At 72.6% G+C, this 24,626-nt stretch carries 23 protein-coding genes and 1 tRNA gene; 12 read left to right on the top strand and 12 right to left on the bottom strand.

Annotation, left to right across the window (positions count from 1 at the left end; all coding sequences use genetic code 11):
* Positions 1 to 126: 126 nt before the first annotated feature.
* The 5 genes from ACGFIS_RS02655 to mscL all read left to right on the top strand — a co-directional run bounded on the left by ACGFIS_RS02655 (position 127) and on the right by mscL (position 5,171).
* Positions 127 to 498 (top strand): FmdB family zinc ribbon protein, encoded by a 372-nt coding sequence (locus tag ACGFIS_RS02655; RefSeq protein WP_392910357.1) that lies wholly within the window; start codon positions 127 to 129, stop codon positions 496 to 498.
* 369 nt (positions 499 to 867) lie between these two features.
* Complete coding sequence (locus ACGFIS_RS02650; protein ID WP_392910359.1) at positions 868 to 2,997, top strand: MMPL family transporter; 2,130 nt, start codon at positions 868 to 870, stop codon at positions 2,995 to 2,997.
* Between the two features lie 172 nt (positions 2,998 to 3,169).
* The gene (locus ACGFIS_RS02645) at positions 3,170 to 3,997 is read left to right on the top strand and encodes an S-methyl-5'-thioadenosine phosphorylase (protein WP_392910361.1); all 828 of its coding nucleotides are present in this window, start codon (positions 3,170 to 3,172) and stop codon (positions 3,995 to 3,997) included.
* Positions 3,994 to 4,626, top strand: coding sequence for an SAF domain-containing protein (locus tag ACGFIS_RS02640; RefSeq protein ID WP_392910363.1), 633 nt, complete (start codon positions 3,994 to 3,996; stop codon positions 4,624 to 4,626). Before ACGFIS_RS02645 ends, ACGFIS_RS02640 begins: the two co-directional genes overlap by 4 nt.
* 116 nt (positions 4,627 to 4,742) lie before the next feature.
* Complete coding sequence (mscL, locus tag ACGFIS_RS02635) at positions 4,743 to 5,171, top strand: large conductance mechanosensitive channel protein MscL (protein ID WP_392910366.1); 429 nt, start codon at positions 4,743 to 4,745, stop codon at positions 5,169 to 5,171.
* Between the two features lie 94 nt (positions 5,172 to 5,265).
* Here mscL and ACGFIS_RS02630 read toward each other — a convergent pair whose 3' ends face one another.
* Entirely contained in the window at positions 5,266 to 6,297 is a 1,032-nt protein-coding gene (locus ACGFIS_RS02630; protein WP_392910369.1) for a D-alanyl-D-alanine carboxypeptidase family protein, read from the bottom strand.
* A gap of 82 nt (positions 6,298 to 6,379) precedes the next feature.
* Positions 6,380 to 6,832: a hypothetical protein gene (locus ACGFIS_RS02625; protein WP_392910371.1), complete on the bottom strand. Its 453-nt coding sequence runs from the start codon at positions 6,830 to 6,832 to the stop codon at positions 6,380 to 6,382.
* Between the two features lie 134 nt (positions 6,833 to 6,966).
* Between ACGFIS_RS02625 and ACGFIS_RS02620 the strand changes: the two genes are divergently transcribed.
* The 3 genes from ACGFIS_RS02620 to ACGFIS_RS02610 all read left to right on the top strand — a co-directional run bounded on the left by ACGFIS_RS02620 (position 6,967) and on the right by ACGFIS_RS02610 (position 10,136).
* Positions 6,967 to 7,039: transfer RNA gene (locus tag ACGFIS_RS02620), tRNA-Arg, on the top strand.
* Between the two features lie 68 nt (positions 7,040 to 7,107).
* Positions 7,108 to 8,643, top strand: a complete 1,536-nt coding sequence (locus ACGFIS_RS02615; RefSeq protein WP_392969150.1) for a serine/threonine-protein kinase — start codon at positions 7,108 to 7,110, stop codon at positions 8,641 to 8,643.
* The gene (locus tag ACGFIS_RS02610) at positions 8,640 to 10,136 is read left to right on the top strand and encodes a serine/threonine-protein kinase (RefSeq protein WP_392910375.1); all 1,497 of its coding nucleotides are present in this window, start codon (positions 8,640 to 8,642) and stop codon (positions 10,134 to 10,136) included. The genes ACGFIS_RS02615 and ACGFIS_RS02610 overlap by 4 nt, the downstream gene beginning before the upstream one ends.
* Before the next feature lie 221 nt (positions 10,137 to 10,357).
* Here ACGFIS_RS02610 and ACGFIS_RS02605 read toward each other — a convergent pair whose 3' ends face one another.
* Together ACGFIS_RS02605 and ACGFIS_RS02600 are read right to left on the bottom strand one after the other, a co-directional pair.
* Positions 10,358 to 10,765, bottom strand: a complete 408-nt coding sequence (locus ACGFIS_RS02605; protein WP_392910377.1) for a hypothetical protein — start codon at positions 10,763 to 10,765, stop codon at positions 10,358 to 10,360.
* Positions 10,765 to 11,247 (bottom strand): lytic polysaccharide monooxygenase auxiliary activity family 9 protein, encoded by a 483-nt coding sequence (locus ACGFIS_RS02600; protein ID WP_392969147.1) that lies wholly within the window; start codon positions 11,245 to 11,247, stop codon positions 10,765 to 10,767. Before ACGFIS_RS02600 ends, ACGFIS_RS02605 begins: the two co-directional genes overlap by 1 nt.
* Positions 11,248 to 11,479: 232 nt before the next feature.
* Here ACGFIS_RS02600 and ACGFIS_RS02595 point away from each other — a divergent pair, with 232 nt between their 5' ends.
* The 3 genes from ACGFIS_RS02595 (at position 11,480) to ACGFIS_RS02585 (ending at position 13,010) form a co-directional block, all read left to right on the top strand.
* Entirely contained in the window at positions 11,480 to 12,292 is an 813-nt protein-coding gene (locus ACGFIS_RS02595) for an SAM-dependent methyltransferase (protein WP_392910379.1), read from the top strand.
* Between the two features lie 47 nt (positions 12,293 to 12,339).
* On the top strand, positions 12,340 to 12,720 hold the full coding sequence (locus ACGFIS_RS02590; protein WP_392910383.1) for a YchJ family protein: 381 nt from the start codon (positions 12,340 to 12,342) through the stop codon (positions 12,718 to 12,720).
* Between the two features lie 131 nt (positions 12,721 to 12,851).
* Positions 12,852 to 13,010, top strand: coding sequence for a hypothetical protein (locus ACGFIS_RS02585; RefSeq protein WP_392910385.1), 159 nt, complete (start codon positions 12,852 to 12,854; stop codon positions 13,008 to 13,010).
* On the opposite strand, the gene ACGFIS_RS02580 is transcribed toward ACGFIS_RS02585, so the two are convergent.
* The 4 genes from ACGFIS_RS02580 to ACGFIS_RS02565 form a co-directional block, all read right to left on the bottom strand.
* Positions 13,007 to 13,414, bottom strand: coding sequence for a cupin domain-containing protein (locus ACGFIS_RS02580; RefSeq protein ID WP_392910387.1), 408 nt, complete (start codon positions 13,412 to 13,414; stop codon positions 13,007 to 13,009). The genes ACGFIS_RS02585 and ACGFIS_RS02580 overlap by 4 nt on opposite strands.
* Complete coding sequence (locus tag ACGFIS_RS02575) at positions 13,414 to 14,235, bottom strand: phosphoenolpyruvate hydrolase family protein (RefSeq protein ID WP_392910389.1); 822 nt, start codon at positions 14,233 to 14,235, stop codon at positions 13,414 to 13,416. Before ACGFIS_RS02575 ends, ACGFIS_RS02580 begins: the two co-directional genes overlap by 1 nt.
* Entirely contained in the window at positions 14,232 to 15,437 is a 1,206-nt protein-coding gene (locus ACGFIS_RS02570; protein ID WP_392910391.1) for a Tm-1-like ATP-binding domain-containing protein, read from the bottom strand. The genes ACGFIS_RS02575 and ACGFIS_RS02570 overlap by 4 nt, the downstream gene beginning before the upstream one ends.
* A 340-nt stretch (positions 15,438 to 15,777) precedes the next feature.
* Positions 15,778 to 16,164 carry an ATP-binding protein gene (locus ACGFIS_RS02565; RefSeq protein ID WP_392910393.1) on the bottom strand — a complete coding sequence of 129 codons (387 nt, stop codon included), beginning with the start codon at positions 16,162 to 16,164 and terminating at the stop codon, positions 15,778 to 15,780.
* Positions 16,165 to 16,283: 119 nt separating this feature from the next.
* Here ACGFIS_RS02565 and ACGFIS_RS02560 point away from each other — a divergent pair, with 119 nt between their 5' ends.
* On the top strand, positions 16,284 to 17,030 hold the full coding sequence (locus tag ACGFIS_RS02560) for a GntR family transcriptional regulator (protein WP_392910395.1): 747 nt from the start codon (positions 16,284 to 16,286) through the stop codon (positions 17,028 to 17,030).
* Here ACGFIS_RS02560 and ACGFIS_RS02555 read toward each other — a convergent pair.
* From ACGFIS_RS02555 to ACGFIS_RS02540, 4 genes are read right to left on the bottom strand one after another with little or no spacing between them, the layout of a single operon-like run.
* Positions 17,014 to 17,742 carry an ABC transporter ATP-binding protein gene (locus ACGFIS_RS02555; protein ID WP_392910398.1) on the bottom strand — a complete coding sequence of 243 codons (729 nt, stop codon included), beginning with the start codon at positions 17,740 to 17,742 and terminating at the stop codon, positions 17,014 to 17,016. The two genes, ACGFIS_RS02560 and ACGFIS_RS02555, sit on opposite strands and share 17 nt — an antisense overlap.
* A complete protein-coding gene (locus ACGFIS_RS02550; RefSeq protein WP_392910400.1) occupies positions 17,739 to 18,668 on the bottom strand; it encodes an ABC transporter ATP-binding protein in 930 nt (309 codons plus the stop codon). The genes ACGFIS_RS02555 and ACGFIS_RS02550 overlap by 4 nt, the downstream gene beginning before the upstream one ends.
* A complete protein-coding gene (locus ACGFIS_RS02545; protein WP_392910402.1) occupies positions 18,668 to 21,259 on the bottom strand; it encodes an FtsX-like permease family protein in 2,592 nt (863 codons plus the stop codon). The genes ACGFIS_RS02550 and ACGFIS_RS02545 overlap by 1 nt, the downstream gene beginning before the upstream one ends.
* Positions 21,256 to 24,603 (bottom strand): FtsX-like permease family protein, encoded by a 3,348-nt coding sequence (locus tag ACGFIS_RS02540; protein ID WP_392910405.1) that lies wholly within the window; start codon positions 24,601 to 24,603, stop codon positions 21,256 to 21,258. The genes ACGFIS_RS02545 and ACGFIS_RS02540 overlap by 4 nt, the downstream gene beginning before the upstream one ends.
* Between the last annotated feature and the right edge of the window lie 23 nt (positions 24,604 to 24,626).

The following is a 24,626-nucleotide window of genomic DNA, read 5'->3' as shown; positions in this document are numbered from 1 at the left end:
AAGCAGACCAGGCCGGTCAGGAACAGACCAGGGGCGAATCCTGTTTCCGCTACCGGGTAGCATTAGCAGTCGTTCACAGTGAGTGCCAGCCCGGGTTGAGCCGGGCTGAGTCAGCGAGGAGGAACCGTGCCGACGTATCAGTACGTTTGCACCGAGTGCGCCGAGCCTCTGGAGGTCGTGCAGAAGTTCAGCGACGACGCGCTGACCGAATGCCCGGCTTGCCAGGGCAGGCTGCGCAAGGTCTTCTCGGCGGCGGGGATCATCTTCAAGGGGTCGGGCTTCTACCGCACCGACAGCCGCGGTTCCGGCAAGACCTCGACCGCGGGCGTCTCGTCCAACGGCTCCGCCTCGAACGGCGACTCGTCGTCGTCCGACTCCTCCAAGTCGGAGAAGTCGGAGAAGTCTTCGTCGTCTTCCTCCTCGTCCTCTGGTAGCGACTCCTCCTCGTCCTCCGGTACGGCGTCGTCCTCCTCCTCGTCCTCCGAAAAGGTCGCCTGACGCCTTTCGGAGCTCCTCCGGGCCCCGCGCACTGCAAGCCGGGAGATCCGCCGCCCCTCTGGTGCGGCCGGCGGATCTCCCGGCTTTCGCCATGCCCGGGCAGCCGCATGTCCTGCACATCCTCGGTGGCGGTCGCACTGGAAGTACCGCACCGGAGATAATCGGGGATACCCTCCGGTTATTTCCTCCTGGCCATGGTGCGGACTACATCTCAGGTGGTAGCCGCGGTGGCGGCACGTGCCCCAGACGACGTAGCCCAGGTCCAATCTCACGCCGGAGGCGCCGGCGGTGCCATCCGACGACGATCTAGGGGATGAGGGTCGACCGGCAGGCCGGCTCTCTTTTCGGAAAGTGCACAGGAGAGGAACCATGAGCACACAGAGCCCGGCTCCCCCCAGAACGTGGGCGCACCGTCTGGCCGGACTGATCGCCGGCAGGCGCACCAAGTGGGCAGTCCTGGCCCTGTGGGTCGTCCTGCTCGTCGCCCTCGGCCCCCTGGCCGGCAAGCTCGGCGACGTCGAGGAGAACGACGCGGCGTCCTGGCTCCCCGCCGGAGCCGAATCGACCCAGGTCGTCGAACTGGAAGAACAGTTCCGCAAGGACGAGACGATGCTCGCGGTCGTCGTCTACGAACGCGCCGGGGGAATCACCGCCGAGGACCGCGCGAAGGCCGCCTCGGACGTCTCCGCATTGCAGAACCTGCCCGGCGCACAGAAGGTACAGGGCCCGATCCCGTCCGAGGACGGGAAAGCGCTGCAGACCCTCGTGCCCCTCACGGACGAGGACCTGACCGGCGCCGTCGACGGGGCGCGTGAACTCGCCGAGCGCGGACCTCCCGGGCTGGCCTCGCACGTCACCGGCCCCGCCGGAAGCGGCGCCGACCAGTTCGAGGTCTTCGAGACCATCGACGGGTTCCTGCTCATGGCCGCGGGCTCCGTCGTCATCGTCCTTCTGCTCATCATCTACCGCAGCCCGATGCTCTGGTTCGTGCCGGTGCTGAGCGCCCTCTTCGCCCTCGGGCTGGCCCAATCACTGGTGTATCTGCTGGCCAAGTACGGGGACCTCACCGTCAACGGCCAGAGCGCCGGAATCCTGACCGTCCTCGTCTTCGGCGTCGCCACCGACTACGCACTGCTGCTCGTCGCCCGTTATCGGGAGGAACTGCACCGCCACGAGGACCGGCACGAGGCCATGGCCTACGCGCTGCACCGCGCCGGACCCGCCATCATCGCGTCCGCCGCCACCGTCGCGGTCGGCCTGCTGTGCCTGCTGCTCGCCGAGATGAACTCCACCGCGGGCATGGGTCCCGTGGCCGCCGCGGGCGTCCTGACCGCCCTCGCCGCGATGACGACCCTCCTGCCGGCGCTGCTCGTCATCTGCGGACGGTGGCTGTTCTGGCCGCTGATCCCCCGCTACGACGTCAAGTACCTGGAGCCGGAGGCGTACGAGTCGGAGCACGGCATCTGGAGCCGGGTGGCCGGTCTCATCCGCAAGCGCCCGCGCGCGCTCTGGGCCGCCACCATGCTCGGCCTGATCGTCCTCAGCCTCGGCCTGGGCACGCTCAAGGCCGACGGCCTCTCGGACGCGGGGATGTTCACCGGACGCCCCGACTCCGTCCAGGGCACGGAGGCCGTCGCCCGGCACTACCCCGCCGGCTCGGGTTCCCCGGCCGTCGTCATCGGCTCCGCATCGGCGTCCGACAAGATCGCCGAGACCGTCCGCGGTACGTCCGGCGTCGCCCAGATCGGCGCACCGGCCACGGTGAACGGGCTGGTCAAATACGAGGCGACGCTGAAGGACGCGGCGGACGGCGAGGCCGCCCGCGCGACCATCGACCGGCTGCGCGCCGCCGTGCACGACGTCCCGTCCGCGAACGCCAAGGTCGGCGGCATGACCGCGACGTCCCTGGACATCCAGCGGGCCTCGTCCCGCGACAACAAGGTGATCATCCCGATCGTGCTGGCCGTGGTGTTCCTGATCCTCGTCGCACTGCTGCGCGCCCTCATCGCGCCGCTGCTGATGATGGGCACCGTGGTCCTGTCGTTCCTGGCCTCGCTCGGCGCCTGTGCGGTGATCTTCGAGTACGGGTTCGGGTTCGAGGGGACCGACTCCGGCTTCCCGCTGCTGGCCTTCATCTTCCTGGTCGCACTGGGCGTCGACTACAACATCTTCCTGATGCACCGCGTCCGGGAGGAATCGCAGGCCCTCGGCACCCGCCGCGGCATCCAGCGCGGCCTCACCGTCACCGGCGGTGTGATCACCTCGGCGGGCCTGGTCCTGGCGGCCACGTTCGCCTCCATGGTCACGCTGCCGCTGGTGTTCATGGTCGAGATGGGCTTCGCGGTCGCGTTCGGGGTTCTGCTCGACACCCTCATCGTCCGGTCCCTGCTGCTTCCCGCGCTGTCGTACGACATCGGGCGGCGGATCTGGGCGCCGGGCCGCCTCGCCAAGCGCGAGCCGGTCGCCGACCCGCCCAAGGTGCTCGACCCGGTCGGCTGACGCCGCCACCGACCCCGGCTCCGGCCGGGACGGGAAGGGAAGGGGGCCCGGCTTCGGCCGGGCCCCCTTCGGCTCTTCCGGTCCTGTCGGCTCTTCCGGCTTTGGACGCGGAGTTATCCACAATCGGCGGACGGCCTCCCGGGCGCCTGCGCGAGGTGGCTAATGTCGGCGCATGTCCACTCAGCCTTCCGCCGCACCGCCAGCCGCCGAGATCGGGGTCATCGGCGGCTCCGGGTTCTACTCGTTCCTCCACGACGTCGAGGAGGTGCGGGTCGAGACCCCGTACGGCCCTCCCAGCGACCCCATCGCCGTCGGCGAGCTGGCGGGCCGCCGCGTCGCGTTCGTCCCCCGGCACGGCCGCGACCACCGGTTCCCGCCGCACAAGATCCCGTACCGGGCCAACATGTGGGCGCTGCGCTCACTCGGCGTCCGGCAGGTCCTGGCGCCGAGCGCGGTCGGCTCCCTCACCCCCGGCCACGGCCCGGGCACGCTCGCCATCCCCGACCAGCTCGCCGATCGCACGTCCGGGCGCGAGCAGACCTACTACGAGGCGGGCGCCGCCGTGCACGTGTCGTTCTCCGACCCGTACTGCCCGGCGGGCCGCCGCGCCGCCGCGGAGTCCGCGCGGACGGCCGGCTGGGCCCCCGTCGACCGCGGCACCCTCGTCGTCATCGAGGGGCCGCGCTTCTCGACCCGGGCGGAATCGCAGTGGTTCGCCTCCCAGGGCTGGACGCTCATCGGGATGACCGGCCACCCCGAGGCCGTCCTCGCCCGGGAACTCGCCCTCTGCTACACGTCCCTGTGCCTCGTCACAGACCTCGACGCGGGCATCGAGGAGGGTGAGGGCGTCACCATGGAGGAGGTCCTCCGCGTCTTCGGCGAGAACATCGACCGTCTCCGCACACTCGTGGCCGACGTCGTCAAGACGCTGCCCACCGAGCGCGCCTGCCCCTGCCCGGACGTCCTGGAGGGCATGAAGCTCCCCCTGGAGCTGCCGTGAACGCCCGCTTAGCCGGCCTGCGACGGCCGCTCGCGGCACTGCTCGCCGCGGCCGCCGCCGGCCTCGCCTTCATGGCGCTGCGCCCGGCCCCGCCGCCGTCCGTCCGCGTCCTCGCCGCCGCCCGCGACCTCCCGGCCGGAGCCACCCTCGCCCCATCCGACGTGCACCACGTGGACCTGCCGCCCGCCGCCGTCCCGTCCGGCACCCTCCGCTCCGGCACCGGCCGCGTCCTCGCCGCCCCCATGCGCGAAGGCGAACCCCTCACCGACGCCCGCGTCGTCGGCGACGGCCTGCTCCGCGCCTACGGCCCCGGCACGGTCGCCACCCCGGTCCGCATCGCCGACGGCGACGCCGTCCGCCTCCTCCACCCCGGCGACCACATCGACGTCCTGACCGGCCCGGCACCGCCCGCCTTGCCCGACGCCACCGCGGGCCGGCTACGAGGCGACGCCCGGGTAGTGGTGTCATCGGTGTCCGTCATCACCGTCCCCGCACCGAACGAAGCCGGCGGCCGGCAGGGCGCCCTGATAGTCCTCGCGACCGACAGAGCCCAGGCCCTCGCCCTCGCGGCCGCCCCCGCTCCCCTGACCCTGACGATCGCCCCCCGTCAAGGCGACCCCGTCCCCTGACGACCCGGCCGGCAACGAGTCCGCTTGGCATGTCTCGCCAGGTTTCATTACTATCCGTGGCCGTTCCTGCGCTCCCGTTCCCCCGGCGGGCGCACCCCCGATTCCCCGGAGCCGGCATGAGTGGTTTCAAAAAGTTCCTCCTGCGCGGAAACCTCGTCGAACTCGCGGTCGCGTTCGTCGTCGGAGCAGCGTTCGCCAGCCTCGTGAAGGACTTCGCGAGTTCCTTCATCACACCGCTGATCGCGTTGATCGGCGGCGAGCCCGACTACACGGCCCTGGCCGTGACGATCAACGGCACCAAGTTCCCTTATGGAATCTTCGTGACCTCGGCGATCGCGTTCGTCATCACGGCGGCGATCGTCTACTTCCTCGTGGTGCTGCCGACGGCCAAGCTGATCGAGCGCATGGACCGGGGTAAGGAGGCCACCGAGCACGAGTGCCCGCAGTGCCTCAGCGACATCCCCGTGAAGGCCCGCCGCTGCCGCTACTGCACCGCCGAGGTCGTCCCCGCCACCGAGGTCCCCTACCAGGGCGGCTCCGCCTAGCCTCGGTACGCCCGTGCCGTGTGTCGCCCTCGGGCGATGTCCGAAGGCGACACCCCGCGCGCAGACGGCCATGGAAGGGGCGATTCGGTCCGGGTCATTCGTTCTCGGTGCCGAACTCCCAGTGCCACGGCTCGAACGGGCTGCTGTAGGCCCACGCCGGGTGGATCCATCCGAACTTCCCTGCGTTGGCCTCCATCCAGTTGAACTGGACGGAGCCCGAGCGCTGAATGCCGCCGCAGAGGTCGAGCGCCTGGCCCTTGCCGTGGTTGCTCGTCCCGGGGACGGCCGCGAAACCGGGCCTCCGCGCGTAGACCGAGTGCTGCTCCGACAGGCTCCGGTACGCGTCCGTGACGCACATGTCGCGGCCGAACCGGCGCTTGTACGACGCGTTCAGCTTGTAGAAGCCCAGTGCCGCGTCCGCCCGCAGCTTGTGCCCCTTCTGCGGCAGGGCACAGAGATACTTCGCCGGGATCAGCCCGTTGGGGAACTGCTTGGCGTCGGCGGCGAGGCTCTCGTCGCATTTGAGCTGCAGACGCTTCAGCCTGCTCACCGCCAGCTTGTCGAGCATCGTGTTGAGCTGCTCGGTGAGCTGCGCCGACTTGCTCTTCAACCCGTCCACCTCCTGCTGGAGGCGGGTCTGCTCGACCGCGTTGCGCGACTGCAGTTCCTGGGCGGTCGACGCGAGCCGTTTCCGCCGCGACTGCAGGTCGTCGGCACGGTCCACAAGCGCCTGCTGCGACCTGGCGAGCAACGTCACGTCCGCCGTCGAACGAAGCGCCTGGCTCGGATCGCCCCCACCGAAGATCGCCATGGACCCGACGGATCCGCTCTGCTTGTACGACGAGTTCGCCAGCCTGGCCAGCGGCTCCCGGATCTTGTTCAGCTCCGCCTCGGCCACCGCGAGGTCCTTCAGGGTGCCCCGCAGCTTGACCTGCGAGGCGTCCAGATCCTTCTTCCGGCCCTTCATCTGCTTCGTGGCCTTCTCCAGCTCGTCGCGAGCCTTCGACGCCTCACGGCGCAACGACTCCAGGGTGTCCCCTTCGGCCGCGCCTGCGGCGCCAAGCGGTGAGAGCGTCGTCATCACCAGGAAGACCGCGGTCAGCGCCGCCGACCGGGGGTAAGGCACGGTGGTTTTCCTCCTGATGCCCAAATACGGAACAGCGGCAGAACGGTACTACACGTTCTACGATGACCTGTGCGTAATCGGTTCAGCGGCCACGGTGACCGTCACGATCATCGCGCTGCTCGCACCACCGGCGCATCCACCAGACGTCCTCCCACCCCGGCGGGCACGGCCTCCTGGTCGACGGCGACGGCGACGGCGACGTGGGGCGCCTCGTCCGCCGCGGTGTGGCCCTGGGAGCGGGCGCCCGCCTCGGCGCCTTCGTCGCCGCCTGCGGCTCCTGCTCGGGCGGTATGTACTTCCCGTACGTCGGCTCTCCCGCGGGGGCGGGCGCCACCTTCTGCGCGGAGGTCCCCACCGTCCCCGGAAGGTCCCCCGGCGGCTCTTCACGCGACCCGAACACGATCAACGTGACCAGCACGACGGGCACCACGACGGCACCGGCGGCGACGCCGATCCATTTGCCCCGGGACGAACTCTCGTCCACCTCGTCTTCGGCGGCCTTGCCACCCGGCTGCCCGCGATGCCGACCCGTCACGGCACCGAAGCGTACCCACAGCGGCCCCAGCAGGCCTAGGGCCCCAGGGCGCCACATAAGAGGGAGCGGGCAACGCGCCCCTTCCCCTACCCTGTAGGTGCCGTCCGCTACGCTCTTGCCGCGAGCGACGACATGCCTCCGTAGCTCAGGGGATAGAGCACCGCTCTCCTAAAGCGGGTGCCGCAGGTTCGAATCCTGCCGGAGGCGCACAGCATCCAAGGCGTCTTCGCCGGCCCGGTTTCCAGCGATCCGATGGCAGGAGGACCGAGGGTCAGGTGTCAGATCATGTGCTCGCCGGCCGCTACCGCCTGGGGGAACGGCTCGGCAGCGGGGGAATGGGCACGGTGTGGGCCGCCGTGGACGTGACGCTGCGCCGCACCGTGGCGATCAAGGAGATCGTCTTCCCGGACGTTCTCACGGCGGAGGAGCGCCGGGTGGCGACCGGCCGGGCACAGCGAGAGGCGCGGGCTGCGGCGCTGATCGACCACCCCGGCGTCATCACCGTGCACGACGTGGTGATCGAGGACGAGCGGCCGTGGATCGTCATGGAGTTGGTGAGCGGCGCGTCCCTTGAGGAGGTGCTCCTGCGGGACGGCCCGCGCCCGCCCCCGGTGGCCGCGCAGATCGGCCTGGAGGTGCTGGACGCGCTTGAGGCCGCACACGCCAAGGGCATCGTGCACCGGGACGTCAAGCCCAGCAACGTGCTGCTCGCCGAGGACGGCCGGGTCGTCCTGACCGACTTCGGCATCGCGAGAATCGACGCCGACCCGGCCCTCACTCGCACCGGGACGTTCGTCGGTTCCCCCGGGTACATCGCCCCGGAGCGGCTGCGGGAGCAGCCGGGCGGTCCCGAGTCCGACCTCTGGTCACTGGCCGCCACCCTCTATACGGCGGTTGAAGGAAGGCCGCCGTTCAGGCGGGACAGTCCGATGGCGGTCCTGGGGGCCGTTCTGGCGGAGGAGCCGGCGCCGCCTCGGCAGGCCGGGTCCCTTGCGCCGCTGCTGTGGTATCTGCTGCGAAAGGACCCGTCCGCGCGGCCGAAGACCGAGGACGTGCGGCGGGTTCTGCGGAATGTGTCCGCGGGGAGGCCGTCGGGGCTGCCCGGCCCGGCTCCGGTCCCGTGGCCCGCTCCCCCGCGGAGAGGGCCCCGGTGGGTGGCGGTTCCCATCGCGGCGGGCGTCGCCGTGGTCACGGTCGGCGCCGTGGCCGTCGGAGCCGTGGCCCTCAACGCCTCCGACGGCGAGGCCCGGGTGACGCCCGAGTCGGCGTCGGCGTCCACCCCTCGGGCGGCGCCTTCCGCGTCGCCGTCCCCGAGTACGTCCGCCCTGCTCGACCTGTGCGGTCTGCTCACCCGGCAGCAGGTGAGCCGGCTGCTGGCCAAGGGCGAGCCCCGGGTCGAGGAGGACGAGGAGTCCTGCGGATGGGCCGCCTCCAAACGCGGATTCCTGATCAGCGACCTCGGCCGCACCACCGGGCGACCGCCTCCGCAGTCGCCCGCCGAGGCGCACAACACGTACGTGAGCACCAAGAACGCGGCCACACCCGGGATCCATTACTGGGGATGGCCCGAGATCAACGTTGACCATGTGAAGGCGCGGGAGACCCGGGCGCGCAAAATCGCCGGGATAGGCGACGAAGCCTTCACCTACACGTCCACGGGTCTGTCGAAGCCCATGGACATATCCGCCGTCGTGCTCCGGGTGAAGAGCACGGTGCTGAGGATCGAGCATTTCTACGAGCGCGGCACCGCGTCCCCGGGTGAGGCCCGCGAAGCGGCACGCTGGGTCGCGCGGGCGGCGGCGAGGTCATGACCGCGCCGCCCCGGACGCTCGCCGGACGGTACACGCTCGTCCGGCGCCTCGGTGAGGGCGGCATGGGCGTGGTGTGGCGTGCCCGCGACGACCTGCTCGGCCGGGACGTGGCGGTCAAGGAGCTTCTGCTCCCCGAACGTCTGAGCCCCGAGCAGCGCGACCTGGCGGCCCAGCGCGCCCTGCGCGAGGCGAGGGCGGCCGCCCTGCTCCGGCACAGGTCGATCGTCACCGTGCACGATGTCGTCGTCGAGGACGGCGGGCCGTGCATCGTCATGGACCTGCTTCCCGGCCGTTCCCTGGACGCGGTGCTCGCCGACGACGGCCCCCTGCCGCCCGATCTGGTGGCGCGCATCGGCTTGGAGATCCTCGGGGCGCTCCGTGCCGCCCACGCCGAAGGGGTCCTGCACAGGGACGTCAAGCCCGCCAACATCTTCCTGCGCGAGGATGGGGCCGCCGTCCTCACCGACTTCGGCATCGCCGCGCTGGAGGGCGAGGCGACGCTGACGCGGCCGGGCTCGCTGATCGGGTCCCCGGCCTATATGGCGCCCGAACGGGTGCGGTACGACTTCGGCGGTGCCGCGTCCGATCTCTGGTCCCTGGGCGCGACGCTCTACGCCCTGACCGAGGGCCGTCCGCCTTTCGCCCGGGGCTCATTGATGGGCACGCTCGGGGCCGTCCTCGCCGACGAGCCGGATCCGCCCCGCGCCGCCGGGCCGCTGGGCCCGCTGCTGGAGCGGCTGCTGGCCAAGGATCCGGCGGCGCGTCTCAGCGCGGAAGCGGCCGAGGCGTACCTGCGCGCCCTGGTGACGGGCGAGCGGACCGTTCCTCCTCCGGCGGCGCTGCCGCCGTCGCCGCGTCTCGCCCATACCGGACGTCCCACCATTCCCGCGCGGTCTCCGAGGACCGGCCGTGCCTGGATCCTCGCCGCCGTCGCCGTCGCCGTGGCGACGGTCGTCGTCATCGGGACCGTCGTGGTCATCGCCACCCGCGATCCGGCCGACCCGCCACCTCCGGTGTCCCGGGCGGAGCCGTCCTCCCGCGCGGCCGAACCGGCCCCTTTCGCGACCGCGCCCTCCCCGTGCGGTCTCATCAGCGCGGAGCAGGCGGGCAGGCTGGTACGCACCTTCCACAATCACGGCGACCAGAGTCCCGACTCGTCCACGGGACGGCCGAGCCGGGACTGCGTCTGGCAGACCTCCGCGCTCGCGGAGGGAGACGAGCGGCTCAGGCTCACGCTCCGCACCGCGACGAGCACGGCCGCGGCCCGCGGCCTGCTCGCCGAGGAGCGGGCCAAGGCCACCGGACGGGTCACGCCGCTCCCCGACCTCGGCGAGGCCGCCTACGCCGCGCCCGGCCCGGTCGGCGATTCCGTGGTCCTCTTCCGTGTCGGCAACCTGGTCGCCGAGATCCAGTACGGCACCGGCCGCGACGGGCAGGACGAACTCGCCCGCCAGGCGGCACGATGGGCCCGCGCATCCCTCGAACGCTCCTAGCCGCTGCAACGACCCGGGTGCCCGGACCGGGAACCCGTGTGAGCCGGAGCGCGACGAGTCGACCCGCGCCCGGGGGGCGGCCGGGCGCGGGTCGAGGTTCGCGGTCCGTCGGGTGCCGGGTTCCTCAGCAGGTCAGGTTGCCGCCGGTGGGCACGCCGAGGATCTGAGTGAACCTCTGGTAGGCGTTCACGCGGCTCTGCACCTGGGCCGGGTTCCGTCCGTCAGTCGCCGCCCGTGTCGGCGAACGCGGGGAAGGAGCCCATGGCCGCGGTCAGGCCGCTGTAGGTGTAGAAGGAGTTGCGGCTCGGGAACATCTGCTGGAACTGCGCCTGGCTCACCACGAAGCCGCCGGGATCGCCGGGGTCTCCCGGGTCGCCGGGCCCGTCGCAGGTGTGCGGGTCCCAGAACCAGTGGCTGATGACGGGGTCGTAGCCGGGGTTCTCATGTACCGCGATGTAGTGGTTGCCGTCGGTGTACCGGACGATGCTGCCCACCGGGTACCACTGCCCGGCCACCCAGTCGGGGGCGTTGCAGGCCGCCGCGGCGGTCGCCGGTGCCGCCGGGATGACGAACAGCGTCGTCATCGCGAGAAGTGCGGCGCCGAGGAGCGTCAGGACGCGCCGCCGCATCACCTGACCTCCAGGTCGATGCAGGCGTAGAACGCGTTGGCGGTGTCGGCGATGTTCCAGATCGCCAGTACCTTCTGGCGGCCGCTGACTCCGCCGAGGTCGACGGTGTGGGACACGCTGGAGGGGGGCTGCTGGTCGTGGCCGTCGACCACCGCGACGCGCCGGCCGCCGACGTAGTACTCGTAGTTGAGCGTGCGGTGCCGGGCGGTGAACGTCCAGGTGAAGGTCACCGTGTTGCCGACGGAGGCGGCCCGCCAGCCCTTGCCGTCATCGTCGAGTTCGCGGAAGCGCGCGTTCCCGCCGCTGCAGCTGCGCAGGCCCTTCGGACCTTCGACGCTCTGCGGCTCCCACCGGATGGCGCCGCACTGGACGACGCCCGCCGCACACTGGGCCTGCCGGCTCATCGGCGCGGAGACGTAGCCGTGGGCGTAGGCGGTGGACGCCGGCAGGATCACGGCGACGAGGGGTGCGACGATGGCCACGCTAACCCCGCGTCCGGAAGCGGACAAGACCCCCGAGTTGATCACTGATTTCACCGTGATATGACCAGCGCAGGCCGGAAACCGAACCACCCGCCGAGCCGGACAAGTTCGTCACTGTTTCGGGTGAACAGACGTGGCGACTGGCAATTCATGCCAATCGGAGTCGGTTCCCCGGAGCCGGTGTAATTGCGGAATGATGGACGATCTCCGCCGTCCGGAGGGAACAAGTGTGATGTCGAACGAACCGCGACCGGAGATCGACACGAGCGTGCCGCACTCGGCGCGGATCTGGGATTACTGGCTCGGCGGCAAGGACAACTACCCCGTTGACCGCGAAGCCGGTGACGCCGTCCTGCGGGTGCTGCCGGGGATCGCCGTTTCCGCCAAACAGGACCGGGCCTTCCTCGGCCGCGCGGTGCGATTCCTTGTCTCGCAGGGAGTGCGGCAGTTCCTCGATCTCGGGACGGGTCTGCCCACGGTCGACAACACCCACGAGGTCGCGCAGCGCGTCGCCCCGTCGTCCCGGATCGTCTACGTCGACAATGACCCGCTGGTCCTCGCACACGCCCGGGCCCTGCTGCAAAGCGCTCCCGATGGTGCCTGCGACTACATCGAGGCCGACATCCGCGACACGGAGACGGTCCTGGCCGGTGCGGCCGGCACGCTGGACTTCGACCGTCCGATCGGGCTGATGCTGCTCGGGGTCCTGAACCACATCCTCGACGACGACGAGGCGCAGCGACTCGTCGCGGACCTGGTGCGCGGGCTCGCCCCGGGCAGCCACCTGGTCATCTCCCACACCTGCGACGCCACGACCGACGAGCTGGACGGCGAGGCGATGCGGCAGGCGGTGCGGGAGGTCATGGACCGAGGCGGGACGCCGATCTGCGCCCGGTCCCCGGAACGGATCGAGAGGCTCTTCGCGGGGACGCGCCTTGTGGAGCCCGGGGTGGTGTCGTGCTCGCGATGGCGTCCCGACCCTTCGCCCTGGACCGAGCCGGAGGTCCCGCACTTCAGCGGCGTCGGCGTCGTCGGCGACTCCTGAGACACCGGCCGTATCGGGTTTCGCTTCCGGCACGGCAGAATGGGGCTGTGGCGAAGAAGTGTCCTTGCGGTGCCGGCTCCCGGTATCGGGATTGTTGCGGACGGCTGCATCGGGGTGAGGCGCGGGCGGAGACGGCCGCGGAGTTGATGCGGTCGCGGTTCAGCGCTTTCGCGGAGCGGGACGAGGCGTATCTGCTGAAGAGCTGGCATCCCGCGACGCGGCCTGAACGGGTCGGTTTCGACGCCATGACGCGGTGGACGCGGCTGGAAATCGTCCGGGAGGAAGGCGGCGGGCCCGGGGACGGCAAGGGGACGGTCGAGTTCCGCGCCCATTACCTGGAGGGTTCGGCGCCTGGGGAATTGCACGAGGTCAGCCGGTTCGTCAGGCATGACGGCGACTGGGTTTACGTCCGGGGCAAGGTGAGCTGACATTCCGGCCGGTCGCATGGCCGCGGCACGTTCGGGAATGGCCGGCGGTCACGACGCCGGTGCCGTCCTCAGCCGCCATCCGCAGCGGGCGAGGAGGGTCAGCAGCAGGACGGGAGCGACGAACACGGCGAATGTCCCGCGCGCTCGGCCGCCCCGCGCCCGCCGACCCGCGCACGGCGGCCGGGGAGATCATCGCGTCGGCGGCGTCCGACCCGGGGGCCCGGGCCGCCGACGCCGCGTTCAACGTCCTGCTCACCGAAGAGGGCCTGGACGCCTGGTCACGCGCCTAAGCCTGGCGCCACTCCGGTACCGCGCCGGCCTCGTGCAGGCAGAAGTCGGGTGCGCCCTCCAGCGCCTTCTCCTCCCCGCCCGGCGTGTACGTGACGATCAGCCGCAGCGGTCGCCACGTCGTGTTGTGCGTGGAATGCCAGACGCCCTTGGGAATATGGACGGCGTCGCCCTCGCGGATCGCGAAGGGCCTGCCGTCGTCCACCATCTGCGTCGCCTCACCGGAGATCACGTAGATGACCTCCTCGGCGTTCGGATGGTTGTGCCGCGCGTGCCCCTGACCGGGGTTGACGATCACCTCGCCCAGCGTGCTGCTCGCACCGGGCACCGACGACGGCGTGACGAACCATTTGATCGACCCCCAGTCGAAGGTCATCGTCGTGACGTCTCCGGGGTTCACCAGCATCAGATCTCCAGATTCTTGAAGGCGGCCACCTGCTGAGTGATGGCCCGCTCGGTCGGCAGCCGCTCGACCGAGGAGGCCCCGAAGAAGCCCACGACGCCCTCGGTCCGCGAGAGCACGTAGGCGGCGTCGTCCGGTTCGGCGATCGGGCCGCCGTGGCAGAGGACGAGGACGTCCGGGCGGACGGCGAAGGCGGCGTCCCGCATGGCCTGCACCCGCTCGACCGCCTCGTCCAGCGTCAGGGCGGTGCCCGCGCCGATGCTGCCCTTGGTGGTGAGCCCGACGTGCGGGACGAGGACGTCGGCGCCCGCCTCCGCCATCGCCCGCGCCTGGTCCTCGTCGAACACGTACGGGGCGGTGACCATGTCGCGCTCGTGCGCGAGCCGTACCATCTCGACTTCCAGGTCGTAGCCCATGCCGGTCTCTTCGATGTTCTGCCGGAACACCCCGTCGTACAACCCGACCGTCGGGAAGTTCTGGACGCCCGCGAACCCCATGGCCTTGAGCCGGTCGAGGAAGACCGGCATCACCCGGAACGGGTCGGTGCCGCACACCCCGGCCAGCACGGCCGTGTCCTTCACGACGGGCAGCACCTCGGAGGCCATCTCCACCACGATCTGGTTCGCGTCCCCGTACGGGAGCAGCCCGGCGAGCGACCCGCGTCCCGCCATCCGGTAGCGCCCCGAGTTGTAGATGATGATCAGATCGACACCGCCGGCCTCCGCGCATTTGGCGGACAGCCCGGTGCCCGCACCCGCGCCGATGACGGGCTTGCCCTCCGCGACGGCACGCCGCAGCCGCTCCAGGACGGTCCCCCGCTTCATTCCGCTCCCCCCGAGATCATCTGGTGCAGCCGGCCGGCCATCGCGCGGCCGAACGACGGGTCGTTGATGTTCACGTCGAGCCTTTCGGTCTCCACCGCGCCCTCCATGGCCGCGAAGCACGCCTCGTCCGCGGCCGGGTCGTGGAAGGGCATCCCCGGCGCGTCCAGCGCCGACACACCCCCGAGCGGGAGGAACAGGACGGTCGGCCCGGTCGCCTCGGCCAGTTTGGCCGCCACCAGCCGTCCCAGCTCCGCCATCTCCTCACGTGTCGTCCGCATCAGCGTCACGGTCGGGTTGTGGACGTAGAGGTTGCGGCCCTCGAACCGCTCGGGGACGGTCTCACGCGGCCCGAAGTTGACCATGTCCAGCGCCCCCGGCGCCACGACCTGCGGAACCCCATGCCGTCCGGCCGCCGTGAGCCGCTCGGGCCCGGCCGACAGGACACCGCCGACGAGGTCGTCCGCCAGCTCGGTCGTGGTCAGATCGAGCACCCCCGCCAGCAGCCCGCTCTCCACAAGCCCCTCAAGGGCCTGGCCCCCGGCCCCGGTCGCGTGGAACACGAGGACCTCGTAGCCGAGCTCGTCCAGCCGCTCCCGCGCCGCGTCCACCGCCGGCGTCGTCACCCCGAACATCGAGGCCGCGACGAGAGGACGCTCGTCCACCTCCGGCGCGGACCGCGCGGCCTCGTGGGCCTTCGCCATCCCGGCCGCCGCTGCCGCCGCGTTCCCGAGGATCAGCCGCGACACCCGGTTCACGCCCGCGATGTCGACGACGCTGTACATCATCGTGACGTCCTTCGCGCCCACGTACGGCGTCACGTCCCCGGACGCCATCGTGGACACGATCAGCTTCGGCAGCCCGATCGGCAGATCCCGGACGGCCCGCGCCGCGATCGACGACCCGCCGCTCCCGCCGACGGCGAGCACGGCGTCCACCCGTTCCAGCCCGGCGACCACGGCCGCCGCGCCCTCACCCATCGCCGTGACGGCCGCACCCCGGTCCCCCGCGTCCCGCAACGCCGCAAGCGACGCGCCCCCGGCCTCCGCGACCCGCTCGGCACCTACATCGGCCTCCACATCGGACGCCCCGACCCCCACGTCGACCAGCACCACATCGCAGCCCAGCTCCCGCACCCGATCACGAAGCCACACATACTCGGCCCCCTTGGTATCGAGCGTCCCCACCAACACCACAGTCGCCATGGAAGACGCATTCCCCACCACCCCACCCCGCAACCGGCACCGGACGGGACGAAGCGGAAGGGGTGGCGCAGCCGGGATTGGGGGGCATCTCAACCGGCGGCGCCACCCCGGCTCTAGGGAGACCCAGCTGAGTTCCGCGTCCTGGCCGCCAGGATGGCCCGGCCGAGTTGTTCCGGGCATCGGGCCCCGACGAGCAGGCGGCCGTCGACAAGCGCCCACCATTCCCGCGTGTGATGGCCGAACCACGCGATGACGCCGTGCCGCTGCGCGAGCGCTCGGGCTGTGTCCTCCCGGATCGGCCGCACGTCAATCACCGCGGTGTCCTCCAGCGGTCCCAGGCTCACGACTCGGCGCTCCAGGTGAGTTCCGCCCACGTGGTCTGGCCGTCCTCGGTGACGTCGTGGCCGATCTTGTCGGCGGTGTGGTAGACGATCAGCAGGCCGCGTCCGTGGTCGTCCTCGTCCGGCGGGACGCCGGGGAGCGGCTGCCAATCGCCGGCCCCGGCGTCGCGGACGGTGATGCGCGCGTGACCGGGCTCGACCTCGACGGTGACGGTGACCTCACCGCCGTCACCGGACGCTGTGTGCCGCAGGGAGTTGCCGACCAGTTCGGAGGCGATGAGCTCGGCGTCGCGCCCGCGAGGGCTGTCGGCGAGCATTCCGCGGACGAAGGCCCTGGCCGCTGGCACCATGCAGGGGCGGCCGGGATAAGTCTGGCTCCACTTCATGGCACCTCCTACGGACGGTGATCGCACTGTCACAGAAAAGCTGTGCGCACAGCTTGCAAGCGGTGCGCACAGCTTGTCAAGCTGTGTCCGAACATTGGCACCCGGCAATCGGAGACACCGTGCCCCAGCCCGCCTATCAGCGCATCGCCGATGATCTACGGAGCCAGATCATCGGCGGGCGGCTCTCAGCAGGCGACAAGGTCCCCTCGCGCGCTCGGCTCCGCGAGCAGTACGACGTCTCCGACCAGGTCGCGATCCAGGCCGTGCGGCTCCTGATCTCCGAAGGCTTCCTGGAGGCCCGCTCGGGATCGGGCACCTACGTCAGGCGCAAGCCCACGCTGAAGCGTCTTGCCCGTTCCTGGTACGGCGAGAGCGGCCGCACCAGTTCCCCGTTCCGCACGGAGATGGCCAGTCAGGGCCGGGCCGGCGACTGGCGGGTCTCGTCACAGACCGCCGCGGCGAGCCCACCGGTCGCGGAGCGGCTCGGCATCGCGGCGGGCGACCCCGTGATGGAGAGCCGGTACATCTTCCTCGCCGACGACGAGCCGGTGATGCTGTCCACGTCGTGGGAGCCGCTGGAGATCACACAGGGCACGCCGGTGATGTTCCCGGAGGAGGGCCCGCACGCGGGCGCCGGGGTCGTCGCGCGGATGCGGGAGATCGGCCGGCACATCGAGACCGCACAGGAAGTCGTCACCGCCCGCCCGGTCCTGGCGGCCGAGGCGGACCGGCTCGGCGAGGCGCTCGGGTCGGTGGTCATGGTGATCACACGGACCTACGCCACGGCGGACCGGCCGGTCGAGACCGCGGACATCGTGGTACCGGTCGACCGTTATGAGTTGGCGTACGTCATTCCTGTCGAGTGACCGGTGGCCGGCGTCGGCCGGGGGTTGGGACGGGGGTTTCGGTGATGACGCCGTCCTCCAGGGTGAGGACTCGGTCGGCTTCGGTGAGGAGGGCCTGGTCGTGGGTGGCGACCAGGACGGTGACGCCTTCGCCGGAGACGACCGCGCGGAGGAGGGGCATGATCGTGGCGGCGGTTTCGGAGTCGAGTTGGCCGGTGGGCTCGTCGGCGAGGAGCAGACGGGGGCGGTTGGCGAGGGCGCGGGCGATCGCCACGCGCTGGCGCTGGCCGCCGGAGAGTTCGTAGGGGCGCTGGGCCGCGTGGTCGGCGAGGCCGACCAGGGAGAGCAGGACGCGGACGCGCTCGTCGCGTTCGGCAGGGGCCGTGCGGACGAGGCGGAGCGGCACCTCGACGTTCTCGGCGGCGGACAGGACGGGGATCAGGCCGTGGGACTGGAAGACGAAGCCGATATCGTCGCGGCGGAGGGCGAGGAGGTCGTTCTCGGGGAGTGTCCCGACGTCGCGGCCGTTGACGCGGACGGCGCCGCCGTCGGGGGTGTCCAGGCCGCCGATCAGGTTGAGGAGGGTCGTCTTGCCCGAGCCGGAGCGGCCCTTGATGGCGACGAGTTCGCCGGGGGCGACCTCGAAGCTCGCGCCGCGCAGGGCCGGGACCTCGACCCTGCCGGTGCGGTAGGTGCGGGTGAGCGCCTCGACGGCGACCATCGGCTCGGTCACGCGGTCTCCTCCCGGTCCGGCCAGACGCCGACGTGGTCGTTCTCCAGGTTGAGCCGCACGCGGTCGCGCATGTCGAGGGCCTCGGTGAACGCCGCGGGGAGCTGGACGCGGCCGGCGCGGTCGAGGACGGCGTACTCCTCGGCGGTCCGGGCCCCGTCGCCGCCGGAGCGGCGGCGGACCTCGCTGCTGGTGCGGCCGTCGCGGATGCCGACCGTCCGGTCGACGTGCTCGGAGATCTGCGCGTCGTGGGTGACGACGACGGTGGTGGTGCCGAGTTCCTCGTTGACCTGGCGGAGCGCGGCGAAGACCTCGGAGGCCGTGGTGGTGTCGAGTTCGCCGGTGGGTTCGTCGGCGAGGACGACGCGGGGTTCGTTGGCGACGGCGACGGCGATCGCGATGCGCTGCTGCTGACCGCCGGACAGCTCGTCGGGACGGCGGCCCGCGCAGTCGCCGACGCCGAGCATGCCGAGCAGTTCGGCGGCGCGGGTGGCGCGTGCGCGGCGGGAGCGTCCGGCGAACCGCATCGGCAGTTCGACGTTCTGCGCGGCGGTCAGGTACGGGAGGAGGTTGCGGGACGTCTGCTGCCAGATGAACCCGACCTGCTCGCGCCGGAACGTCAGCCGTTCCTTGGACGCCATCGTGAGCAGGTCGGAGCCGGCGACGCGGGCGACGCCGGCGGTGGGCACGTCCAGGCCGGACAGGATGTTCAGCAGCGTCGACTTGCCCGAACCGGACGCGCCGACGATGGCGACCAGCTCGCCGGGGTCGACGAGCAGGTCGAGGCCCTGGAGGGCGACGACCTCGACACCGTCGGTCTTGTAGATGCGCACGAGGTTGTCGCAGACGATGTGGGCGCCCTCGCCGTAGACGGGGCCGCGTTCGGCGGCGCGGCGTTCCAGTTCGGCGAGGTCGGGTGCGTCGGTCATTATTCCCCCGTTCTCAGGGCGGTTCCGGGGCGGGTGTCGAAGGCGCGGTCGACGGCGACGGCAGCGGCGGCGGCGAGCAGCAGGGCCGCGGCGAGGCCGAGCAGCGCCGGGACGCCGGGGACGTGGGCCGTGGCGGCGAAGCCCCCGGTGTAGGGGCGCAGGTCGACGACGGGGCCGGTGATCTCGGGCAGCAGGAGGCCGAGCGCCCATCCGGCCCCGACCGCGCAGAGGAGCACGGGCGCGATCTCGACGAGCGCGAGGCCGCGGCTCTGCCGCCGGCTCAGTCCAAGGGCGCGGAGGCGGGCGACGGTGCGGCCCCGGGCGCGGGCGCCGACGACGAGGACGAGCAGCACGGCGAGGAGTCCGTAGGCGCCGCCGATGAGCGCGCCGTCCCGGAACGTGCCGTGGACGACGGACACCAGCGGCTTGCCGGTCATGCCGTCCAGCACGTCCTCCCGCATCCGGATGTCGCGGCCGGGGGCGGCGGCGCGCAGGGCTTCGGCGTCCGGGTCGTGCCCGGCGACGAAGACCTCGGACGGGAAGCCCTCCGCGTCGGCGAGCAGCTTGTACGGGACGACGACGAACGCGGAGCCGGCGTCCAGCCCGGGGAAGCGTTCGATCCGGCCGGACGGCGTGACGCGCAGCGGTGCGAGGCCGGGGCGGCTCAGTGTCACGGCCCCCGAACCGAGAAGGCGGGAGGCGGACGCGGAGACCCACACCCCGGACGAGTCCGGAATGCCGGGCACATCGGGGGCGAGCTCGCGGTAGGCGTCCAGGTCCACGCCGACCACGGTCATCGGCGCCGGGTTCGCCTGGGACGTCACGGTCGTGACGACCCGCACCGGGACCGCCCCGGTCACACCGCGCACCGCGCGGATGCGGTCGAGCGCGGGGGCGTCCAGCGGCCCGGCTTCGATGAAGGCGTCGGCGCCCACCTCGGACCAGGACGCGCGTTCCTGCCCGTCCCGCAGCCCGGTGTCGACGGTCGCGGCGAAACCCGCGACGGCTGTGGCGATCAGCAGGACGACCAGCGGCAGCGTCCCGATGAGGTTCTGCCGGGCGGCGCGGGCGAGGCCGAGGAACGCGACGGCCCCGCGACGCCGGCGCAGGGACGGCCCGGCGGCGCGCAGCAGGTACGGGTAGCCGCGCAGGACGAGCACGCCGAGCGCCGCGCCGAGCAGCACCGGCACGGCGGCGATCAGCGGGTCGGTCCCGGCGGACCCGCCGCGGCGGCGCAGCAGCACGGCGCCGATCACGGCGAGGGCCACCAGGAGGAGGTCGAGGACGAGCCGCCGCCGGGACGGCCGTGCCGCGGCGACGTCGTCCCGCCGGTCCGCCGTCGATTCGAGGCCGCCGCCGCGTTCCCGCGCGAGCATCGCGGCGGACAAGGCCAGGACCGCGGCGACCGGCACGGCGGTCGCGTACACCGATGCCGTCTGCGGCGGCCCCGCGTCCAGCAGCCGTCCCGCCGCATGGCCGAGCCCGGCGGACGGGACGACGGCGAGCGCGGTCAGCCCGCAGGCGGGGGCGGCGAGCTGCCGCAGCGCGGCGCCGCGTGCCCGCATCGTCCCGAGGACGGGCCTGAGCCGGTCGCCGAGCAGCCCGGCGGCCAGCAGCAGCACCCCGGCGGCGACGGCGGCGAGCCCGCCGAGCGCCAGCCCGAGAACGGACCGGGCGGTGTGGAGCCGGTCCGAGTATCCCCGCAGCCGCCCGTCCAGGACGGTCACCACCTGGCAGGAGAACAGGCCGGGGCGGCCCTGCACCGCGGACCGGTAGGCGTCCAGGTCGGCCGCCATGGCGGTGACGGCGGCGGAGTCGACGGCGTCGCGGCGGATCGGGAAGCGCCAGCTGTAGGTGAGCCGCCGGTCCGGGTCGCGGGTGAGCATCGTGTAGCCGCCGACGTCCATCAGGGCGGTGCCCAGATCGGCCTGGACGCCGTCGCCGACCGACGCCTTCGTCGCCCGCAGCATGCTGGGGCGCGCCCGCCAGTACGGATCGGCGGCGTTGACCGGTTCGTACAGGCCGGAGATCCGGACCCGCACAGGCCGGGGCACGTCCCTCTCGCCGAGGGAGAGCCGGTCGCCGGGCTTGTAGCCCATCGCGTCGGCGTACTTCCTGGCGACGATGACCTGGATCTCGGTGTCCTCGCCGCCCGTGCCGGACGGCCGGTTGACCGGCGGGCCGCCGGCGACGAGGCGGATGCGCTCGACGGTGCCCTCGGCCCAGCTGAGGTAGAGCAGCCGCGGAGCCGGCGCGTCCCCCGCGATCGACATGCGGCCGGAGGTGACGGACGGCTCCGGTTCGCCGGCGACGCCGCGCAGGGACGCCGGAAGCAGATCCTGCCAGGCGAGGGAGCCGGCCGTCATCGCCGCCATGTTGGGGATCAGCCGCGCCGCCGTGTCGCCTCCGGAAGTGCCCTCCACGCGCACGTCCGCGCCGGTGCCCACCGCGGCGGCGGCGGCGCGGTCGTACCCGGCGGCGACCCTGGCCGGCAGGACGACGGCGAGCAGCGCGGACACCGCCGTCAGCACGGCCAGCGCCACGAGCGGCGCCCACTGCGCGCGGGCCAGCCGCACGACCGGACCCCTCATCGCTCCTCCCCCGCACGCAGGCCGGCGCCGAGGTCCCGGCGGCGCAGCACCCGGATCACCGGCGCCAGCACAAGGCCGAGCACCACCGCCACCCCGGCGAGCATGCCGAGCACCACGGGCCACCGGACGACGAGTCCGGCGGGCGGGTACGGCTGTGCGGCCTGCACGTTCAGCACCACGTGCGGGACCACCAGCCGCGCCACGACCAGCCCGAGGACCGTCCCGCCCAGCAGGCCGAGCACGACCAGGTACGCCTGCTCGATCGCGAGCATCCCGGCGACCTGCCGGGGATGGACGCCGAGCGCCCGCAGCACCGCGAACTCGCGGGACCGCTCGCCGGCCGTCACCGCCGCGTTCACCACGAACGCGATGACGGCGAACGCGAGCGCCGCGCCGAATCCCAGGACCAGCGCCCCCTGGAGCGCGGCGCCGAGCGGCGCGTCCCGCATCCGCGAGCGCAGCGCGACGCGGTCCCCGGCGACCTCGCCCCAGGCGGGGTGGCCGTTGAGGGCGCGGACGGCGGGGGCGGTGCGGCCGGCCCGCACCGAGGCCCACCACTCCCCGGGCGCGATGCTTCCGGTGTTCGACCCGCCGACGGCGAGCCGGGTCTGGGTGAGCGTCGGCAGGTCCACCAGGACGCCCGGCGTGCCGGGAGGCACGCTCGGCAGTGCGGGCGCCACTCCCACGACCTTGACGGGCTGGTCGCCGTCGACGGTGCTCAGCGTGACGGTGCCGCCCACGCCGGTCTTGGCCAGGCGTGCCGTCTCGCCGGTGATGACGCCCGGCACGGCCGGCAGGAGCTCGGTGTTCCGGACGCCGTGGGACGGCGGCGTGGACGTCCCGAGCACCGCGTCGACCTCCCCGAGCGGGGCACTGCTCGTGCCCCACCCGATGTCCTCCAGCTTGGGCGCGGGGATGGAAAGCCTCCCGAGCGTGCCCTCGGCGTCCTTCATGGTCGGTGCGGTCCGCGCCGTCGGGTCCGGCGGGAAGGCGAACGCGTCCCATCGGGAACCGGCCGGGCGGGCCGCCTCCCCGGTGCCATCGCCCCGCACCCGCAGGATCTCCAGTTCGAGCGGCCCCGCGATGGGGTTGTCGTCGTAGGAGTAGTGGACGCTCCGTACCGCCAGCGGGTAGGACAGCGCGCCGCCCGGCCCGGCAAGGTCGTCCAGTGCGAGGGTGTGCTCGGCGCCGTCGGGGGCGAGGCCGGGAAGGGTCACCCTGCGGGCCAGCCCCTGCCCGTCCACGACCGTCACGGCGATCTTGTAGGCCGGGCCGTCCGGTGGCCGCAGGTCACCCGGCGCCGGTCCGGCGCGGCTGAGCCGCAGGTCGAACAGCAGCCGCTCCGGCCGTCCCGGGACGGTCAGGACCGGCGCGGGAGGACGCAGCCGGGCCAGCTCGTCCAGCCGCAATTCCCGCCGCAGGTCCGGCTGGACGCGCAGCAGCGGGCCGAGCGCCTCCGCGTCCGCGCCGAGCACGACCGACGGCCGCGTGCCGAGGTCGGCGTCCGCGCGCAGCACCGGTGTCGCGGCCGTGACGCCGGGCAGTGCGGCGAACCGCCCGCCCTGCCCGAGCGGCGCCGGGCCTCCGTCGCGCGCGGAGGGGACGAGCCGCAGGTCGGCGCCGCTCTGGAAGTCGGCCTGGTCGATGTGGGATCGGCGCCAGGTCGCCATCGTCGTCACCGAGAGGATCCCGACCGCCATCGCCATGACCAGCAGCAGCACCGGCCCGGTGTAGCGCAGGCGCCGGCGCCCGACCTGCCGGGTGCCGAGGACGGGCGCCAGCCCCCGCCCCCGTGTCGCGACCCGTTCGGCGGCGCGCGACAGCAGCGGCACCGCCCGGAGCAGCAGTACCCCGCCGGCGAGCAGCGCCAGCGCCGGGCCGGACACGATGAACGGGTCCACACCGCCGGGACCGCCGCCCGGACCGCCGCCCGCGCCGTCCACCCCGTACCGGGTGAGCTGCCAGATCGCAAGGCCGGCGACGAGGAGCAGCGCCAGGTCGACGCCCGATCCGAGCGCGCCGCCCCGCGCCGGGCGGCCGATGCCGGCCTGCGCCTCCACGAACGTGCGGTTCGCGCCGCGCAGGGTCGGGACGGTCAGCACGACCGCGCAGGCCAGTGCCGTCAGCACCGAGACGGTCCACAGCGACGCGGACGGCCCCGAGTCCAGCCGCAGCCCCGACGCGCGCACCGCCGGGGCGAACCCGGCGAGCCGCAGCAGGGGCCCGGCCAGCAGCGGGCCGAGCAGCGCGGCGGGCAGGACGATCAGCAGCCCCTCGGCGAGGCCGGCGGCGGCGAGCTGCCGCATTCCCATGCCGCGGGTCCGCAGCAGCGCGACCTCGCCGCGCCGGTGGTCGGCCAGCAGCCGGGCGACCAGCAGCCACGCGCACCCGGCCAGCAGGACGAGCTGGATCACCGGGATGAGCATGGTGGAGCGGGCGACCTGGACGGCGTCGCGCAGCTGCCCGGCCAGGTCCGGCAGCTTCGTCACGACGGCGAACTGCGTCCCGTCTCCGGCCTTCCGGAATGTCTCCTCGCCGGCGGCCACCCGGTCGGCGAGCGGCCCGAGGTCGCCGGTGCCCACGTCGCGCAGGTCGGGCATGACGGTGAAGCGGACGTCGGAGCCGGTGCCGGTGAAGCGTTCCGCGAACACCTCGGGACGCACCACGAGCGGCCCGTACGTCGTGTAGTCGAGGCGTTGGACGCCGGTCGTGATGAGCCGGTCGCCCTGCCAGAAGTAGTGCGCGGGGTCCGGAACGTCGAACAGCCCGACGACCCGGACTTTCACGACCGACTCCTTGTCGACGCGTCCCGTCAGGGTGAAGGCGTCGTCCACGCCGACGTGCATGGCGCCGGCCGCGGCACGCGGCAGGACCGCCTCCACCTCACCGGAACCCGGGGCGGGACCCGGGGCGGCGCCGGGCCAGCGTCCTTCGGTGAGGCGCGCGTGCTTCTCGATCCCGGTGTGGGTCGCGAACGCGGTCAGCTCGGGATGGTCGCCGTCCTCCTGCCCCGGCATCGTGTACGAGTCGCTGCGCGCGCTCATGGAGACCGACAGCGGCACGTCTCCGTAGATCCTGCCGAGCGCGCGGCCGACCTGGTCCCGCACGTCACCGAGCCCACCGGGGCGGACGTGCGTGCCGATCGTCGTCCCGGCCGTCTCGAACGTCGCCTCGGCGAGGGTGCGCCGCACCCCTTCGCGGGTCACCGGCCCGGTGTAGCCGGCCAGGGCCGCGAGGACGGTGGTGGCGAACAGCGCGGTCGCGCCGGCGGCCAGCACCAGCGTCCGGTCGCCGGCCATCCGCCCGATGATGAACCCCCGCCGCCCCATGGCGCTGATGATCATCTGTGTGCGGTGCGTGTCACAAG

Origin of the sequence: Spirillospora sp. NPDC048824 (assembly GCF_043198455.1) — a bacterium.
GTDB lineage: Bacteria > Actinomycetota > Actinomycetes > Streptosporangiales > Streptosporangiaceae > Spirillospora.
The sequence above is the reverse complement of the archived record's forward strand: the minus strand, read 5'-3'. Positions and strand labels throughout refer to the sequence as shown.